Origin of the sequence: Cohnella sp. GCM10020058 (genome assembly GCF_042683485.1) — a bacterium.
Taxonomy (GTDB): Bacteria; Bacillota; Bacilli; order Paenibacillales; family Paenibacillaceae; genus Cohnella.
In genome coordinates, this window is sequence record NZ_JBHUJV010000007.1 from 464,673 (window position 1) to 480,649 (window position 15,977).

Annotated in this window: 13 protein-coding genes; 2 read left to right on the forward strand and 11 right to left on the reverse strand. The window is 58.6% G+C overall.

The window, feature by feature from the left end:
* Nucleotides 1-5: 5 nt before the first annotated feature.
* Nucleotides 6-878 (reverse strand): helix-turn-helix domain-containing protein, encoded by an 873-nt coding sequence (locus ACFSR7_RS12130; RefSeq protein ID WP_378161908.1) that lies wholly within the window; start codon nt 876-878, stop codon nt 6-8.
* Between the two features lie 134 nt (nt 879-1,012).
* Between ACFSR7_RS12130 and ACFSR7_RS12135 the strand changes: the two genes are divergently transcribed.
* A complete protein-coding gene (locus tag ACFSR7_RS12135; protein ID WP_378161798.1) occupies nt 1,013-2,551 on the forward strand; it encodes a sulfatase family protein in 1,539 nt (512 codons plus the stop codon).
* A gap of 116 nt (nt 2,552-2,667) precedes the next feature.
* Here the strand turns inward: ACFSR7_RS12135 and ACFSR7_RS12140 are convergent, their stop codons facing one another.
* From ACFSR7_RS12140 to ACFSR7_RS12165, 6 genes are all read right to left on the reverse strand, one after another.
* Nucleotides 2,668-3,009, reverse strand: a complete 342-nt coding sequence (locus ACFSR7_RS12140; RefSeq protein ID WP_378161800.1) for a hypothetical protein — start codon at nt 3,007-3,009, stop codon at nt 2,668-2,670.
* 95 nt (nt 3,010-3,104) lie between these two features.
* Nucleotides 3,105-4,553, reverse strand: coding sequence for a methyl-accepting chemotaxis protein (locus ACFSR7_RS12145; protein WP_378161802.1), 1,449 nt, complete (start codon nt 4,551-4,553; stop codon nt 3,105-3,107).
* 134 nt (nt 4,554-4,687) lie between these two features.
* A complete protein-coding gene (locus tag ACFSR7_RS12150; RefSeq protein ID WP_378161804.1) occupies nt 4,688-5,224 on the reverse strand; it encodes an RNA polymerase sigma factor in 537 nt (178 codons plus the stop codon).
* 83 nt (nt 5,225-5,307) lie between these two features.
* Nucleotides 5,308-5,841: a 3D domain-containing protein gene (locus tag ACFSR7_RS12155; protein WP_378161806.1), complete on the reverse strand. Its 534-nt coding sequence runs from the start codon at nt 5,839-5,841 to the stop codon at nt 5,308-5,310.
* Nucleotides 5,842-5,910: 69 nt separating this feature from the next.
* Nucleotides 5,911-7,851: a threonine--tRNA ligase gene (gene thrS / locus ACFSR7_RS12160; protein ID WP_378161807.1), complete on the reverse strand. Its 1,941-nt coding sequence runs from the start codon at nt 7,849-7,851 to the stop codon at nt 5,911-5,913.
* A 483-nt stretch (nt 7,852-8,334) separates the two neighbouring features.
* Nucleotides 8,335-9,171, reverse strand: a complete 837-nt coding sequence (locus ACFSR7_RS12165; protein ID WP_378161808.1) for a putative sporulation protein YtxC — start codon at nt 9,169-9,171, stop codon at nt 8,335-8,337.
* A gap of 1,004 nt (nt 9,172-10,175) precedes the next feature.
* Here ACFSR7_RS12165 and ACFSR7_RS12170 point away from each other — a divergent pair.
* Nucleotides 10,176-10,427, forward strand: coding sequence for a hypothetical protein (locus tag ACFSR7_RS12170; RefSeq protein WP_378161810.1), 252 nt, complete (start codon nt 10,176-10,178; stop codon nt 10,425-10,427).
* Between the two features lie 356 nt (nt 10,428-10,783).
* Here ACFSR7_RS12170 and mqnC read toward each other — a convergent pair whose 3' ends face one another.
* From mqnC to ACFSR7_RS12190, 4 genes are all read right to left on the reverse strand, one after another.
* Complete coding sequence (gene mqnC, locus ACFSR7_RS12175) at nt 10,784-11,920, reverse strand: cyclic dehypoxanthinyl futalosine synthase (RefSeq protein ID WP_378161812.1); 1,137 nt, start codon at nt 11,918-11,920, stop codon at nt 10,784-10,786.
* 113 nt (nt 11,921-12,033) lie between these two features.
* Nucleotides 12,034-13,416: an EAL domain-containing protein gene (locus tag ACFSR7_RS12180; protein WP_378161814.1), complete on the reverse strand. Its 1,383-nt coding sequence runs from the start codon at nt 13,414-13,416 to the stop codon at nt 12,034-12,036.
* Nucleotides 13,417-13,597: 181 nt separating this feature from the next.
* Nucleotides 13,598-14,767, reverse strand: a complete 1,170-nt coding sequence (locus ACFSR7_RS12185) for a PLP-dependent transferase (RefSeq protein ID WP_378161816.1) — start codon at nt 14,765-14,767, stop codon at nt 13,598-13,600.
* The gene (locus ACFSR7_RS12190; protein ID WP_378161818.1) at nt 14,764-15,930 is read right to left on the reverse strand and encodes a PLP-dependent transferase; all 1,167 of its coding nucleotides are present in this window, start codon (nt 15,928-15,930) and stop codon (nt 14,764-14,766) included. The genes ACFSR7_RS12185 and ACFSR7_RS12190 overlap by 4 nt, the downstream gene beginning before the upstream one ends.
* Nucleotides 15,931-15,977 lie beyond the last annotated feature (47 nt).

The following is a 15,977-nucleotide window of genomic DNA, read 5'->3' on the forward strand; positions in this document are numbered from 1 at the left end:
TGCGTTTATCGTTCCGCGGACGTTCCGCTTCTTGCCGAACGAACCGAGAGCGGAGGGACTTTGTAGTAGACTTTGAACGCCCTTGTAAACGCGTACAAATTCGGATAGCCGAGCGACAGCGCCACCTCCGTGATCGTCGCGTCCGTCTCCGTCAGCAGGCGCGTCGCTTTTTCCATGCGAATCCGCTGAATATACTTCATCGGCGGCATGCCGACTTGTTCGGCGAATACGTCGGAAAAATACGAGCGGTGCACGCCCGCGAGTGCCGCGACCTGCTGAACGGATATGCCCTCAGTCGCGTGCAGCTCGATAAAATCAAGACATTCGCGAATCCAGCCGGACGGCTGTTCGTCGTCGGCCGGCGCCGTATCCGAGATCAACCCGGCGAATAGTTCGCAGACCATGCCTTGCAGCGCCATCGCTTCGGACGGCTTTCTGCGCTCGGCGGCGGAAAGCGCTTCGAGCGCGCGCCCGACCGTCGCTTCAACGCTTGGCGTGGCCGCTTTCCTCCGGAAGGGGCGATCCGGCGTCATCCCCGCAAATTCTAACAACGAGCCGACTCTTGCGCCGTCGAGCGCGAGCCAACTCATGCGAAGCGGCGCTGCCGACGGCAGCTGCCGATAATCGTACGTTCGTCCCGGAAACAAGCAGAACAGATCGCCTTCTTGCAGCTCCGCCCATTTTCCCTCCCATTCGATCCTGACCTTGCCTTCGTGGACAAAATGAAGGCTGTAGCATTCGATTCTTTTCGGTCCGACCCGGTAAGAAGGCTTGGCGACGCTGCGTCCCGCCCGCACCGGCCATAATTGGCTTTGTTTGTCCAGACGGCCCGGCGTATAGTAAATGAATTGAGCAAACTCATATTCGTACTCTTGCATCATTTCGACTCGCTCCTTCCATCCAAGTATTCCTTTTCTCTCCAGAAGCCAACAAAATGATAAACCACATCTAACATATAGCCATTTATAATACGTCAACAATCCAATATCATCATACTAGGAGGGGATAATCCTTGTCGAGGAAACCTAACATTTTGTTAATTACCAGCGATCAGCAGCACTGGAATACGATCGGGGCCCGCAATCCCGAGATCTCGACGCCGAACCTGGATCGTCTCGTACGGGAGGGGACGCTGTTCGACAGAGCCTACTGCCCGAACCCGACCTGCACGCCCAGCCGAGCCTCGATCATTACCGGTATGTATCCGTCTCAGCACGGCGCCTGGACGCTCGGCACGAAGCTGCTCGAGGACCGGCCTACCGTCGGGGAAGCCTTCGCCGAGGCCGGCTATCGGACCGCTTTGATCGGCAAAGCGCATTTTCAGCCCTTGAAATCGACGGAGGCTTACGGGTCGGTTGAAGCCTACCCGCTGCTGCAGGATTTGGATTACTGGCGGCAGTTTGAAGGCCCTTTCTACGGATTCGACCACGTCGAGCTGGCTCGCAATCATACGAACGAAGCCCACGTCGGGCAGCATTATGCCTTGTGGCTGGAGGAGCAGGGCTGCGACAATTGGAAAGATTACTTTCTCGCGCCGACGGGAACGATGGACCCTTCGGTTACGTACAAATGGCCGATTCCGGAAAAATATCATTACAATACGTGGATCGCGGAGCGCGCTAACGCAATGCTCGATACCTACAAAGAGGCCGACGAGCCCTTCTTCCTTTGGGCAAGTTTTTTTGATCCGCATCCTGAATATTTGGCGCCGGAACCTTGGGATACGATGTACGAACCGGACCGATTGACGATTCCCGCAGTCGTTCCCGGCGAGCATGACCGCAATCCGCCTCACTTCGGGCTCACCCAAGAGGATGATCCGGATTTCTCCTACCTCGCCGAGACCGGATACGGCATTCATGGCTATCGTTCGCATCATTATTACGAATACGGCTCAAAGTTTAAATTGACGGAAGACGACAAAAAAAAGCTGGTTGCCGTCTACTACGGCATGATCAGCCTCATGGACAAGTACATCGGCAGCATTCTCGATCGGCTGGACGCGCTCGGATTGGCCGAAGACACCCTCATCGTTTTTACGACGGATCACGGCCACTTTTTCGGCCAGCACGGACTGCAGGCAAAAGGCGGGTTTCATTACGAGGACCTGATCAAGCTGCCTTTTCTGGTCCGCTATCCGGGTCAAGTACCCGCCGGACATACGTCGGACGCGATTCAGTCGCTGGTCGACTTGGCCCCGACCTTCCTTTCGTTCGCAGGCATCCCGATTCCGTCCGCCATGACGGGCGTCGATCAGAAAGACGTGTGGCTGGGCACGAAGACGCGCGCCAGGGAACACGCCATCTGCGAGTTCCGTCACGAGCCGACGACGATCCACCAGAAGACGTACGTGGACGAACGGTACAAGATCACGGTGTATTACAATCAAACCTATGGAGAGCTGTTCGACCTGCTGGAAGATCCCGGCGAGCTGCGCAATTTGTGGGACGAGCCTTCGTCGGAGCGGTTAAAGTCGGCGCTTCTGATGAGATACATCTGGGCCGAGCTCGGCAAAGAACCGATGCCGATGCCTCGAATTCATCACGCCTGACCGGTACGACATGACCGGTACGACATGACCGGTACGACAAAGAAGCTTTTCCGGACGCGACCCGCGGGTCCTCGGAAAAGCTTCGTTCCTATATGCCGCGCTTGTCGCGCCAACGCTTATTCTTCTATCGATTCGCCGTTTAACTTCATCGTCTCGTAGCGCGCGATCTCCTCGCGGAGTTTTCTCGCCTTTTCAAGCGGCTTTTTGACGTAGTGGATATATTCGACTGCGGCGTGGTGATCCGGCTTCTTGCCGCTAAGAAACTTGCGGAACGTGGACATGGTCCGATAGGCCTGTTCTTCCTTCTGAACGCGGCGCTCATAGCGCTGCACCATTTGCTCGATCTCAGCGACTTCCTCGTACCGCTTCTCGATGAGCGCGTCGATCAGCGAGTGCACCTCCGCTTGCCGAACCGGCGCGGCGGATGGCGAAGTCGCTTGAACAATTGGCTTCGTCATGAAATATCACCTGTCTATTCTTGTGAAGATTCATTACACGTAAGCCAATTGTAGCGGAATATGGCCACGATGAGAACCCTTATGTCAGCTATTTTTTAGGAAGAGATGACAATGTCGATGCCGACGACGCCGATCGGCCGTCCATCTACTCCCTGCAGCGGCGTCGATACGGTTACGCAGGGCTTTTTCGTAATCGCGGACAAATAAACCTCCGATACGAAAATCTCGCCCCCCATCGCCTTTTTCCACCAATCCCTGCTGCGGGCGTTGAGCAGACCCGCGACCGGCTCGGAAAAGATGAAGGAGCCGTCCGCCCGGTTGGACCAGATCGCTTCCACGCCGGCCGTCTGCGCCAGCCACCCGGACAGCACCTTGCGGTGAATGTTTTCGTTCAGCCCGCCGAGCGCCGGATCGGCCGCCATCGTCGTCAGGAATTGCATCCAACGTTCCTTTTCCGCGAGTCCGGTATCCGTCCACACTTTGCCGCCGGCCTGATGGACCGCGCCGATCAGCTCGTCCGCCGCCGCCTTCAGCTCAGTCGATACTCTGCCGAGCTTGGCGGTCTCTTCGCGCTGCTTGAGATTCTGCGCAAGCGTGTCGTCGATGCTGGACATCATCTGGTTGACGGAATCGACGACGTCCTTCAGCATCGCATTGGCGGCGGAAGTCCGTCCCGCTTGCTCGACGGCAGCCGTCAGCGTTTTGCCGACCTGCCCGTCCACCTTCACGATATGGTTGTAGATCGCGTCCATCCGGTCGCGATTGACTGCCATCTCGGCCAGTCCGCGCGCGACCGACTGCTTCTCTTCGGCCACCGACGCCACGACCTGCCGGATGCCCGCCTCGATGTTGCGAACGATGGCCGTCGATTGTTTGACCGCGACGCCGCTCTGCTCGGCGAGCTTGCGAATCTCCTGTGCGACGACGGTGAATCCGCTGCCGTAATCGCCTGCATGCGCGGCTTCGATCGCCGCGTTCAGCGCCAGCAGGGACGTCTGCGAGACGATCTCCTGGATGAGTTCGTTCATCTGCGTGATCTTGGACGCTTCGGCGATAAGCCCGCTTACGCGCTCCTCCATCGTGCCGTGATTGACCGCGAGATCGTTCATGGCTTCGTCGGTCTGCAGCATCGACTTGCACACGTCAAGCACGACGTCTCTGGCCTCCCGGCTCTGCCGGCTCATGCCTTCCGAGGTGGCGCGGATCTCCTCCGAAGCGGCCGCAACCTCTTGCAGCGCGGAAAAAGCCTCGTCCAGCCGCCCCGCCGCCAACTTGCTTTGCTGCCGCAGCCGGTCTTCCTGCACGGCGGACCGGTCCGCGATCGCCTCCAACTGACCAACGCTCGAATCCACCTCGCCAACCGCGGCCTGCAGCCGATCGGAGATGACGACCGCTTCGCCGACCATCGTCCGCAGCTTATCCTGGTCCGCGTCGTACGCCGCGCCGCCTTGCCCCGCCGACACGGCGGAAGCCGCGCCGGACGCCGTCCGTCCCGCTTCCGGACCGCTCTTCCGCCCATTGAACCAACTCCGCCATCCGGCCATTTGCGAATCGCCCCCGCCTTCCGTCGACGCTTTCTACATCGATCGACATAATGTAATAATTGCTAACATTATATCTGTCTACAGGGCAAAATAAAAGAGGAACCTCACGGTTCCTCCCGGTTATATTCGAATCGCTATAAATCCATGACTCCTGCGCCACCGGCCTCGGCCTTCAGCCTCGCCTTCCCCCGGTGGATGCGGGCTTTGACGGTCCCGACCGGCACCTGCAGGGCAGCCGCGATCTCATCGTCCTTGAACCCATAATAAAACTTGTAAAGCAACAGTGTTCGCGTTGCCGGCTCCAGCCGTCCGAGGATATCGGTCAGCTCGGCCATCGTCTCCGGCTCGCTCAGCCTGCCGGCTCCGGTCTCGCCGGCCGCATAAGCTTCGCTCAGCTCGCTGACGGGCTTGACGCGCCTGGCGCGGTTGGCGTTCAGTGCCAGATTGGCGGCGATCGTCTTCGCCCACGGAATAATCTTGTTGCTCTCCCGGAGCGTGTCCCGCTTTTCCAAGATTCTAACCCATGCTTCCTGGACCACGTCGATCGCGTCGCTCTTGTGATGAAGCCTGTGACGGGCCACCCGCAGCATCTCCCGATACAGCTCGTTCAGAAGTTCGTCCTCGATAGCGGATTGTTCGCGACTTCCGATTTCTCCGCGGGAGTTCGTCATGCCTCAATGTCACTCCTTAGGCCTTTTGATCCTCATCTCCTTTATTTTAACATATGGATTCCGATCGTAATATCATAAATATACTAAGAATCGAATTTTTTGTCGGACAAGTCCTCGCCTGCCACGGCGACCTCGTTCATCTCGTCCAGCATCGTCTCCGTCACTCTCCCGCTGCCTCGGCGGATGACTTTGACCTCGACCTGCTTTTTGCCCCACTCCTTGAAAACCTGCCGAGTCGACGGGAAATAGAGGTCGATTCGCCTCCCCTTGATTCGAGACCCGGTGTCCGCGACGCAGCCGTAGCCGTAGCCCGGAATGTAAAGGAGCGTTCCCAGCGGAAATACGCGCGTATCGGCCGCGATCGTCGATACCTTGCTGCGTCTCACTTTGACGCCTGAATAAGTCACGCCGTATTGCGGGTGCCCCGGGCGTTTGCCCGTCGACTCGACACCTGCCGTGTAGCCGGTAGCGAGTACGGATACGGTAGCGGGATTCGCTTCCTCCCGTTCTTCTTCCGCCTTCGCCTCTGCGCACGCGCGCGGGACGTCCGACGAAGTCCACGCGGCCGAGACGATAAGAAGCACTATGGCCGATCTGAAAAAAAAGCTTGCGGGCATCGGTAGCATTCCTCCTAGAGGGAGAATGCCCCAAGCCCGCAAGCTTTATTCGTCGTTACAGGTTAACGGTCAGTCGGTGCGTTTGCTGTCGATATCGCCCTTGATCCGCGCGATAAATGCGTCGATCGGCTCAGCGCCGATATCGCCCTCGCCGCGGCGGCGTACGGATACGGTTCCGGCCGCGGATTCGTTTTCGCCTACGACGAGCATGTAAGGCACTTTCTCAAGCTGCGCCTCGCGGATTTTGTAGCCGAGCTTCTCGTTGCGCAGGTCCGCCACGACGCGTACGCCGGATTCGCGGATCTTGTCCTCGAGCTCGCGCGCATAGGCTTCGAATGCTTGGCTGACCGGCAGGATCTTGGCCTGTACCGGGCACAGCCACACCGGCAGCGCGCCTGCAAAGTTCTCCAGCAGAAATGCGGTCATGCGCTCCATCGTGCTGATGATGCCGCGGTGGATAACGACCGGGCGATGCTTCTTGCCGTCGTCTCCGACATACTCAAGCTCGAAGCGATCGGGCAGGAGCACGTCGATCTGAGCGGTCGACAGCGTCTCTTCCTTGCCAAGCGCCGTCTTCACCTGTACGTCCAGCTTCGGTCCGTAGAACGCCGCCTCGCCTTCCGCCTCGAAGTAAGGCAGTCCGAGCTCGTCGACGACTTCGCGGAGCATGCGCTGCGTCGTTTCCCACATGTTGTCGTCCGGCCAGTACTTTTCCTTGTCCGCCGGATCGCGGTAGGACAGCCGGAAGCGGTATTCCTTGAGGCCGAAGTCCTCGTACACGCGCTGGATCAGCTGAACGACGCGCTTGAACTCTTCCTTGATCTGGTCGAGACGGCAGAAGATATGCGAGTCGTTAAGCGTCATCGCACGCACGCGGTGAAGACCGGTCAACGCACCGGACATCTCGTAGCGGTGCATCGTGCCGAGCTCGGCGATCCGGATCGGCAAGTCGCGGTAGCTGCGCATCTCGCTCTTGTACACCATCATGTGATGCGGGCAGTTCATCGGACGCAGGACAAGCTCCTCGTTGTCCATCTGCATCGGCGGGAACATGTCCTCCTGGTAGTGCTCCCAGTGCCCGGAGATCTTGTACAAGTCGACGTTGGCGAGGACCGGCGTATACACGTGCTGATAACCGAGCTTCTCCTCGAGATCGACGATGTAGCGTTCGAGCATCTGACGGACCTTGGCACCGTTCGGCAGCCACAGCGGCAGCCCTTGACCGACTTCGCGGGAGAAGGTGAACATGCCGAGCTCCTTGCCGAGCTTGCGGTGGTCGCGCTTCTTCGCTTCCTCGAGAAAATGAAGGTGCTCGTCAAGCTGCGCCTTCTTGGCGAAGGCGGTGCCGTAAATACGCTGCAGCATCTTGTTCTTGCTGTCGCCGCGCCAGTACGCGCCCGCCACGCTCAGCAGCTTAAACGACTTGATGCGGCCGGTCGACGGCAAATGCGGTCCGCGGCAAAGGTCGAAAAATTCGCCTTGATCGTAGATCGTAATCTCCGCTTCTTCCGGCAAGCCGTTAATCAGATCGAGCTTGAGCGGATCGCCAAGTTCCGTGTAAATGCGGAGCGCTTCTTCGCGGCTCACGACGCGGCGAACGATCGGCAGGTCCTCCTTGACGATCTTCTCCATCTCGGCCTCGATCTTCGCCAGGTCATCGGGCGTGACCGACTGTTCCATGTCGATATCGTAGTAGAAGCCGTCCTCGATGACCGGACCGATGCCGAGCTTCACGGCCGTATCGCCGTAGATGCGCTTAATTGCCTGTGCCATGAGGTGAGCGGTACTATGGCGCATGACTTCGACGCCGTCGGCGGAGTCGAGCGTGACGATCTCAACCTTGGCATCCGGTGTCAGCTCGGCGTTCAGGTCGACGACTTTGCCGTCGAGTTTGCCGGCTACGGCATTTTTCTTCAGTCCCGGGCTGATCGAGCCGGCGACGTCGGCGATATTGGAGCCGTCCTCGTATTCGCGGACCGCTCCGTCGGGCAGCTTGATTTGTACAGTCATTGCGTTGGCCTCCTTGGCTGCATGGGGTAAGTGTATGGGGACAAATCAACGCAAAAAAGCGCCCGTCCCCGGTAAGGGACGAGCGCCTGTTCATGGCGTCCGTGGTTCCACCCTCGTTCAACCGCCGCGTCTGCCGCACAAGGCGGAGTACGAACGATTCTCTAGGCATGAGTAACGGTCATGACCCGGCAGCCCTTAATAGCGATGCGTGCTTATCCGCTGGTCGCTTGCATAAGAACCATGCAGAAAATGGCACTCGCGTTAGGAGCTGCGGCTCGAAAGGGGTCGACGCTTGCCGTTGCCGGAAGGAACTTGCAGCCTAAGGTTCCTCTCTCTGGGCCGTCCGTTGCAGCGCCGCTGTCTTTCTCGCAGCCGATACGATGCATTATACCCGTATCGAGCCATTTGCGTCAAGCAGACGACGGCATGTCGACGGCCTCAATATAACGGGTACAATGCAAACGACGGCCTCGTCCGCCTGCCTCAGCGCGGCACAGGATGGTCGCAGATGGCGGCCCTCTCGCCAAAGATGCCCATCAGCGTCCGCACGACCTGCGCATCCGGTTCGTCCGTATGGATGTAAAGTCTCCTCGGACTCGCGGCGAGCAGCCGGGTGACCAGCAAGCTCTCGCGATCCTGCTGATCGGATGCCGCTTGCAGGATCGGCTCCGTAACTTGCTCGTCCTGCAGCGGACGCATTTTCTCGTCGAGCAGCGTCGGACCTTGTCCGCCGCCGTGCAGCACGTGAATGGCCGGCATCCCTGTCTCCTGTCCCTTCACCATCGACTGCAGCAAGCGCATGAACTCCTGATATTGCCGGTCCATGAGCATTTCTTCAATCGCCGTTTCGGCGGCTTCCTGCAGCTCCTCCGAATGCTCGCGCATGCGAAACCGCATGAAGCCATCCAGATGAAGCGAGCCGTTGCGCCACATATAATCGCCGAGCTTGACGGCCATCTTGACCAGCCGCAGCTTCCGGCCTTCGCCGGCGACCACTTCCGGATCGACCGCCTCGCCCTCCGGCAACTCCCCATTTAACAGGACGATCGCTTCCCGGATGCCCGTTTTGATTTCCTTCTGGTCGCGCGTGCCTAACCTGCGCTGCATAAATCGCTCGAGCGCCTGCGGCTCCTTGACAGCCAGCACAAATTCCGCCAGCACCATGCCGACCTTGTCGCAAAATTCCCTTTGCCCCGCGGAAATATCAAGCTTGCACACGATGGCATCGCTTCGATCGGCGAGGCGCCAAGGTCCTTGTCCTGCGCTGTCGGCCAGTCCCTCAAAGGCATCGTTCATCATGCGCTGCAGCCTGCTTCTCATCTCCAAGCCCCCGTATAAACTAACGGCCCACTGCTCCCTGTTCATCCGCGCACCCCCGACTTCCTGTTCTTAAGCTATATGTTGACCGGAATCGCCATATACGATCGCTCGCCGCATGTGGTATATTTTATTAATTTCCGGCTGGTAAAATGCGGATTCGGCGGAGACGATTTTGGGGCTGGTTGGAAAGGGACGGAAGGAGCAGCCGCGAAGAGGCAGTAAGAGGCAATGCGGCCGCGAATCGCAACAGGAGCCATCTCCTGCTATACGATGGAGCCAGCCGGCCTGCAATCCGAGCGATCGCCTGCTCTACAGAAGGCGATGGAGCCAGCCGGCCAGCAATCCGAGCAATCGCCTGCTCTACAGAAGGCGATGGAGCCAGCCGGCCTGCAATTCGGGCGATCGCCTGCTCTACTGAAGGCGATGGAGCCAGCCGGCCCTGCAATACGAGCGATCGCCTGCTCTACTGAAGGCGATGGTGCCAGCCGGCCCTGCAATCCGAGCGATTGCCTGCTCTACAGAAGGCGATGGTGCCAGCCGGCCTGCAATTCGGGCAATCGCCTGCTCTACAGAAGGCGATGGTGCCAGCCGGCCTGCAATTCGGGCGATCGCCTGCTCTACAGAAGGCGATGGTGCCAGCCGGCCTGCAATTCGGGCAATCGCCTGCTCTACAGAAGGCGATGGTGCCAGCCGGCCCTGCAATCCGAGCAATCGCCTGCTCTACAGAAGGCGATGGTGCCAGCCGGCCCTGCAATCCGAGCAATCGCCTGCTCTACAGAAGGCGATGGAGCCAGCCGGCCCTGCAATCCGAGCGATCGCCTGCTCTACTGAAGGCGATGGTGCCAGCCGGCCCTGCAATCCGAGCGATCGCCTGCTCTACAGAAGGCGATGGGCGATTCGACCTTCAAACCGGCATCCGACGAGATATCCACTAAACGAGACATCTTCTGCTCGTTTCATTACAATTTATTATATTGACGAGGTAGATTGGGAGGACGCATAACATGAAATATTATGAACTCGAGTTAAAACCGAAAGAGCTTTTCAAGCTGCTGTTTTTCAAAAAGATTTGCCCATTCTGCATGAAAAAGCTGATCAAAAACAATGAAAAAACTCCCCTCGAAAAGGGTTGGTACAGCATGAGCGGAACTTATTATTATGGAAACAAACATCAATTCAAACTACGTTATTACTGTAAAAGTTGTTGCAAAGATATACAGTTGCATGAATTGCAGCACAATAGGTTTTTTCAATAAAAATTGACTATTAATGTTTTACAAAAGTCACGTCAAGTATTTGCTCGGCATACGAATCCCATTTCCCCTCAGCACGTGTTCATCCTTCCCCCCCGATCTCAATATGCCTTGGCAGGCGTTCGCTTACCACAGTGACCGATTGTTACGCACCTTGTTTATAACTGTGCAACCTCATTATAGCCACCGCTAAAACGAATGCTTTTCCGGCGGTAGATAACCCTTCAATAATGACGCCTCTCATCGTGTTCACCCCTCGCTTTGCCTGATGCGTCAAGCAATACACACACAAAAAACGCTTATCCGGACGCTCTCCCCGAGGGGAGAAGCTAGATAAGCGTTACAAAATGTACACCTAATCAATTCTGCATGATAAAGTCCCGCGCGACGCTCTCGTCCTCGTTGTACACCTTCAGAATCTCGTACCGCGTGTTGCGCTGTGCAGGGATCTTGCCTGCCTCGCGGATCAGCTTCAAGATAAGCTCAATGTTGACCTTATGCGTGGTGCCGGCGGCCGAGACGACGTTTTCCTCCATCATCGTGCTGCCGAAGTCGTTGCAGCCATAGGTGAGCGACAGCTTGCCGATCTCCGGTCCCATCGTGACCCAGGAGGACTGGAAGTTGTCGATATTGTCGAGCGCGATCCGGCTGATCGCCAGCGTCTTGAGATACTCCTCAGGCGTCGCCTTCTCGCGTTTCATGTTCGTATTGTCCGGCTGGAACGTCCACGGGATGAACGCCAGGAAGCCCTTGGACGGATAGCCGTTGTTCAGGCACTCGTCCTGCGCTTCGCGAACCCGCAACAAATGAAGCGCACGCTCTTCCATCGTCTCGCCGAAGCCGATGACCATCGTCGCGGTCGTGTTCATGCCGATCTTGTGCGCGGTCGTCATGACGTCCATCCAGTCGCGCCACGAGCCCTTGAGGCGGCTGATCTTCTTGCGCGTGCGATCGTCCAGAATCTCGGCGCCGCCGCCCGGCAGCGAGTCGAGTCCCGCTTCATGAATCTGCCGGATGACCTCCTCGAGCGACAAGCCGTCCGAGACATCCTTCATCTTGTGAATCTCCGCAGGGGAGAACGAGTGCATTGTAATATCGGGGAAACGCGCCTTGATCTTGCGCAGCAAATCCAGATAATAGCCGAACTTGAGGTTCGGATTCGTGCCGCCCTGCATCAAAATCTCGGTACCGCCGACGTCGACCGTTTCTTGAATCTTTTGCAAAATCAGTTCGTCCGGCAGCACGTAGCCCTCGTTGGAGCCCGGCGCACGGTAAAAGGCGCAAAAACGGCAATATACGTCGCAAATATTCGTATAATTCACGTTGCGGCCGACCACGAACGTCGTGATCGGATCCGGGTGGCGGCGCAGCATCAGCTCGTTCGCTGCCGCTCCCATTTTCTCGATCTCTTCCGATTCGAACAGCTTGACGACATCTTCCAATTCCAAACGCTGACCCTGCAGCGCGCGTGATAGTATTCCATCCACCGCACTCATCGTTCAAGCCTCCTTCACTATGCCCTTATTCTAACGCTGTTCGCCGCCCTTGTCATGCATTTCTTTGTGAAATAAATCACGATTGCTGCCGAACAAAAAGGCGCCCCCCATAATCAGGAAGCAACCAATCCACGCCGACTTTGTATCCGTTCCTTCATCTCTTCGAAAATCCCGCGCTCATGCTCGTGCAAAAGCGGATTCGGACGTGCGAAGTAATAGCCTTGCCCCATGCTCACATTGAGCCGGAACAGCACGTCCGCTTCTTCCTCGCGTTCGACGCCTTCGGCCACGACATCGCTGCTCATCTCTTCTGCAGCGGTCACGATCGCGCGTAGGAGGCTCTCCTTGACCTTGTACCGGTCCACGAACTGGATGACCGAGCGATCGATCTTGATCAGCTCCGGCATCAGCTCGCCGATCCACTGCAAGCTCGAGTAGCCCGACCCTGCATCGTCGATCGCGAAGCGAAATCCCTTCTCGCGGAACCGGTCCAAAATCTTGGACATCTCCCCCAGATCGTGAATCTCGTGGCGCTCGGTGATCTCAAGCACGATCTGTCCGGCCGACAGCGACGGATGCCGATCGAGGCACTGCTCCAGATGCGCCATAAACAACGGATGCGCCAATGTCACCGGCGTGACATTCAAAAATACGGGCTCGCTGATGCGTCGGCTCGCGATCTCGTCCAGGGCATGGCGCACGACGATAAATTCCAGCTTGCTGAGCAGCTTGCTCTGACCCGCAAAGCGAAACAGCTCGTCGGGCATATGGAACACGCTCGCGGCCGGACCGCGCGTCAGGATCTCCCAGCCGTACACGTCGCCGCTCCTAAGATCCATGATCGGCTGCGCCAGCACCGAGATCCGGCCCTCGGCCAGAATCTCGTCCAGCTGCCTCCTGGCTTCGATCACCTGAGGCGTAACAGCTCCCGTAGCCAGCGCCAGCACGAAATCAAACGTTTCCTTGAACAGCGCCGACGCGTCCGGAGTCGAAGCCCAGACAGCGCTCGACACCGGCACGTACGTGCCCGTCAGCTGCCATTGCTCGGCGGCTTCCGGCATGGCGGCTGCGGTGCCGCCTTCGAATGCGTGACGCAGCAGCTCCAGTCTGCGGAACAGCGTGACCGGCACGAACGCCTCCTCCGGATCCTGCGGCGCGCTGACGAGTACGACATAATCTTGCGGGCCGTATTGATCCATGCCGATCAGCTCCCGCTTGCCGAACTGCTCGCGCGCGAGCAGGGGGAGCTGCCTCCGGCTGGCGGCGGACAGTCGCTTTTCGTCTTCGCGGCCATGCTGCCGATGCTCGGGATCGAACTTGCTCTCCCAGCGGTACAATGCTAAAAAGCAGGCTTCTCCGCGACCGAGACGCCGCCGTAGAAGAGATAGGATCGGCCGACGGATCGTAAAATCCGGCGGGAAGGCATTCAACCGGCGATCCGGAAGAAATGCCTTGGCAATCGTCTTTAATCTCTCAAGCAGCATCGTCGCGGTCACGTCCTCGCCTGCCTTGTCTTGTCGATTCGTTTTGTCGTATGACTCTTGTCGAATAATGTTATTTTATCACGAATCGGAATGCTCGGAAAGGCGAATTATGGAAGCCGGTTTGCTAGCCGGCCTCCAGCCGGTCCCAAGCCCGTTTATAACCGTCAAAACAATGGCTAAGGCCTTGTTCTGCTTACTCTTCCAGCGCCTGCGCGAGATCGCGAATCAGATCGTCGATATCCTCGAGCCCGACCGAATAGCGCACGAGTCCGTCGGTTATGCCCCTCGCCGCCCTTACTTCCGCCGGCATCGCAGCATGGGACATCATGGCCGGATAAGACAGGATGCTCTCGACCGCGCCGAGGCTGACAGCCACGATCGGAATACGAACCTTGCCGAGCAGCTTCCGCGCCTTCTCCCCGCTCCCCGCATCGAACGAGACGACGGCGCCGTAGCCTTGCGACTGCCGCTCGTGAATTTCCTTGCCCGGATGTCCGTCCAGTCCCGGATAATAGACGCGCGCCACGCCCGGATGCTCGCTCAGCCACTGCGCCAGCTTGCGCGCGCTGCGCTCGCTCGCTTCCATGCGTACCTGCAGCGTCTTCATGCCGCGCATGAGCAGCCAGCTTTCCTGCGTGCCGAGCACGGTCCCGAGGCCGTTCTGCAACGCCTTGACCCGCTTGCCGAGCTCCAGGTCGGACGTCACGATCAACCCCGCGAGCACGTCGCTGTGACCGCCCAGAAACTTGGTCGCGCTATGGATCACAAGATCGACGCCAAGCTCGATCGGACGTTGATGGTAAGGCGTCATGAACGTATTGTCCAGCATCGTGAGCAGACCTTGTTCCTTAGCCCAGCCGGCGACCCGCTTGATGTCCGTAATCTTGAGCGTCGGATTGGACGGCGTCTCCATGAACAGCGCCTTCGTATTCGGCCTGCGCGCCGCAACGACCTGCTCGAAGTCCGTCATGTCGACGAAGGTGGATTCGATCGCGAGCCGGCTCAGCACGGTCGTCAGCAGACGGTAAGTGCCGCCGTATACGTCCTCCGTGACGATGACGTGGTCGCCCGCCGACAGCAGCAGGAAGGCCGTCGAGATCGCCGACATGCCGGAGGAAAACGCGAACCCGCGCGTTCCGCCTTCCAGCAGCGCAATATAGGATTCCAGCGCTTCACGCGTCGGATTGCCGGAGCGGCTGTAATCGTGCTTGGGCGGCTGCTCCAGGTCGAAGTGGTGAAACGTCGACGCCTGGTAAATCGGTACGCTTGACGCGCCCGTCGCTTCGTCAATCTCAGATCCGAAGTGGATCAGCTTGGTGGCGAACTCGCGGTCTCCCGCGTGCCGGTCGTTCGGATGCGTCACGCGCCTTCCCCCCCGATCTCAGCTGTCGCTGCCTCGATGGCCTGGCCCAGATCGGCGATCAGATCGTCGATATGCTCGATCCCGACGGAGAAACGCAGGAGTCGGTCGTCCACGCCGACCTTCCGGCGGATCTCCTCGGGGATGTCAGCGTGCGTCTGCACCGCCGGGTAAGTCAGCAGCGACTCGACGCCGCCGAGGCTCTCCGCGAACGCGATCAATCGCAAGTGTCGCAAAATCGGCTCGACCGTGCGCGCGTCCTTCATGCGGAAGGAGAAGATACCCGTGCTGCCGGAAGCTTGTCGTTTTTGAACGTCATGGCCCGGATGCGCCGGAAGCGCTGGGTGGTATACCGAATCGACGGCCGGGTGCTCGGCCAGCCACTCCGCCAGTCTGACAGAATTGAATTCGTGCCGTTCCATCCGAAGCGCCAGCGTCTTCATGCCCCTCATCAGCAGCCAGGAATCCTGCGGTCCAAGCACCGCGCCGATGGAATTGTGCAGGAACGCCATTTCGTCGGACAAAGCTTGTCCCTTCGTTACAATTAGTCCAGCCAATACGTCGTTGTGGCCGCCCAAGTACTTGGTCGCGCTATGAATGACGATATCGGCGCCAAGCTCGATCGGACGCTGGAGATACGGCGTTAGCAGCGTGTTATCGACAATCGTCAGCAGCCCGTGCACCTTGGCCCAGGACGCGACTGCTGCGATATCCGTAATCATCATAAGCGGGTTGGTCGGCGTCTCGATCAACACGGCGCGGGTAGCCGGCGTGCGCAGCGATTCAAGCGCGTCCAGGTCGTTGGTGTCCACGTAAGACGCGCTCACGCCGAAGCGGGACATGATTTTCTCCAGCAGCCGGTACGTCCCGCCGTAAAGATCGAGCGAGACGATCAAGTGATCGCCTTGCTTGAAGAGAGCGAAGATCGTCTGGAGCGCGGCCATGCCGGAGCTGCAGGCGAACCCGCGGTCTCCGCTCTCGAGCTGCGCGGCCGCTTCTTCGAGCACGGCTCTCGTCGGGCTCTTCGTGCGGGCGTAGTCGAAGCCCGTGCTCTGTCCGAGCTTGGGATGGCGGAAGGCGGTCGCTTGATATACAGGGAAGCTCACGGCGCCGGTCGCCGGATCCTCCTGCGAACCGATTTGGGCAAGTCGGCTTTCGATTTTCATAAATAGCATTCCTCCATCTACAGTAGGTTGGGCCTGCGCCCGCTAAC

What these genes read in the sequence shown, in the direction of transcription:
- ACFSR7_RS12165 (WP_378161808.1), bottom strand. Translation starts at nt 9,171, where the DNA reads ATGAGAAGCAGGCTGCAGCGCATGATGAACGATGCCTTTGAGGGACTG.
- ACFSR7_RS12190 (WP_378161818.1), bottom strand. Translation starts at nt 15,930, where the DNA reads ATGAAAATCGAAAGCCGACTTGCCCAAATCGGTTCGCAGGAGGATCCG.
- ACFSR7_RS12150 (WP_378161804.1), bottom strand. Translation starts at nt 5,224, where the DNA reads ATGACGAACTCCCGCGGAGAAATCGGAAGTCGCGAACAATCCGCTATC.
- mqnC (WP_378161812.1), bottom strand. Translation starts at nt 11,920, where the DNA reads ATGAGTGCGGTGGATGGAATACTATCACGCGCGCTGCAGGGTCAGCGT.
- ACFSR7_RS12140 (WP_378161800.1), bottom strand. Translation starts at nt 3,009, where the DNA reads ATGACGAAGCCAATTGTTCAAGCGACTTCGCCATCCGCCGCGCCGGTT.
- ACFSR7_RS12145 (WP_378161802.1), bottom strand. Translation starts at nt 4,553, where the DNA reads ATGGCCGGATGGCGGAGTTGGTTCAATGGGCGGAAGAGCGGTCCGGAA.
- thrS (WP_378161807.1), bottom strand. Translation starts at nt 7,851, where the DNA reads ATGACTGTACAAATCAAGCTGCCCGACGGAGCGGTCCGCGAATACGAG.
- ACFSR7_RS12155 (WP_378161806.1), bottom strand. Translation starts at nt 5,841, where the DNA reads ATGCCCGCAAGCTTTTTTTTCAGATCGGCCATAGTGCTTCTTATCGTC.
- ACFSR7_RS12170 (WP_378161810.1), top strand. Translation starts at nt 10,176, where the DNA reads ATGAAATATTATGAACTCGAGTTAAAACCGAAAGAGCTTTTCAAGCTG.
- ACFSR7_RS12130 (WP_378161908.1), bottom strand. Translation starts at nt 878, where the DNA reads ATGCAAGAGTACGAATATGAGTTTGCTCAATTCATTTACTATACGCCG.